Origin of the sequence: Actinocorallia aurantiaca, from assembly GCF_039533685.1 — a bacterium.
GTDB classification, from domain to species: domain Bacteria; phylum Actinomycetota; class Actinomycetes; order Streptosporangiales; family Streptosporangiaceae; genus Actinocorallia; species Actinocorallia aurantiaca.
On sequence record NZ_BAAATZ010000036.1, the window covers coordinates 3,855 to 4,668 of the forward strand.

1 protein-coding gene is annotated in these 814 nt (G+C 73.0%); it reads right to left on the reverse strand.

The features are described 5' to 3' along the window. Positions 1-70: 70 nt before the first annotated feature. Positions 71-748, reverse strand: coding sequence for a ParA family protein (locus tag ABD327_RS34745; protein ID WP_344247966.1), 678 nt, complete (start codon positions 746-748; stop codon positions 71-73). Positions 749-814: the final 66 nt, after the last annotated feature.

Here is an 814-nt window from a genome sequence, read left to right on the forward strand (position 1 = left end):
CCGCACCGCCCGCTTGGCCAGGCCGTTGGTCAGCGCCCGCGCGGCCGCCTCCTCCTGCTCCTGCGCCGCTTTACTGGCCACCGAGGACCTCCAGCAGTTCGTGCGCCAGCCGCTGCATCGGGGATCCGGCGACCAGGCGCAGGTCCTTGCCGAAGGCCTGGCCGTAGCCGTCGCGGGCATCGGAGCGGGGGATCTCGGACTCCAGCACCGTGTATCCGGCGCCGGCCAGCGCGGTCCGGGTGGAGCGGGGCGAGCCTGCGGATGAGTTGACCATCGTCAGCAGGATGACCAGCTGGGGGACGTTCGCGCCCACCGACTCCAGGTGGTGCAGCGCATCCAGGACCGAGGCCGCCCGGTCCAGCTCCATCGGGGTGGGCTGCAGGGTCAGCACCGCCAGGTCGACGGCCGACAACGTGGAGAAGTGCGCGCCGCCGGCCTTGCGCTCCCAGGCGCCGGTGTCGATGAGGGCCAGGCCGCCGGGCGGGGTCAGCCGCGCCGCCTCGGGCGCCAGCCGGTTGTGGTTCGGGGCCGGGTAGACCGGGGCGCCCAGGTCGGCCTGCTGCGCCCAGGCGTACAGGCTGCCGTCCTCATCGTCGCCGGGCTTGTCGGTGTCCATGGCCATGCACGGCACGCCCTCATGCGCCCAGTGGCCCAGCACGTGCGCCAGGGTCGTGGTCTTGCCCGACCCGCCCTTGCCCACGAATCCCACACGCAGCCCGTGGGCCGGTGGACTCCAAGTAGTCGTCATGCCCGGCACGGTACCGGCCCGGGACCACGCGATCACGCGGTCACGCAGTTCCGGGACATGACGAAG

What these genes read in the sequence shown, in the direction of transcription:
- ABD327_RS34745 (WP_344247966.1), bottom strand. Translation starts at nt 748, where the DNA reads ATGACGACTACTTGGAGTCCACCGGCCCACGGGCTGCGTGTGGGATTC.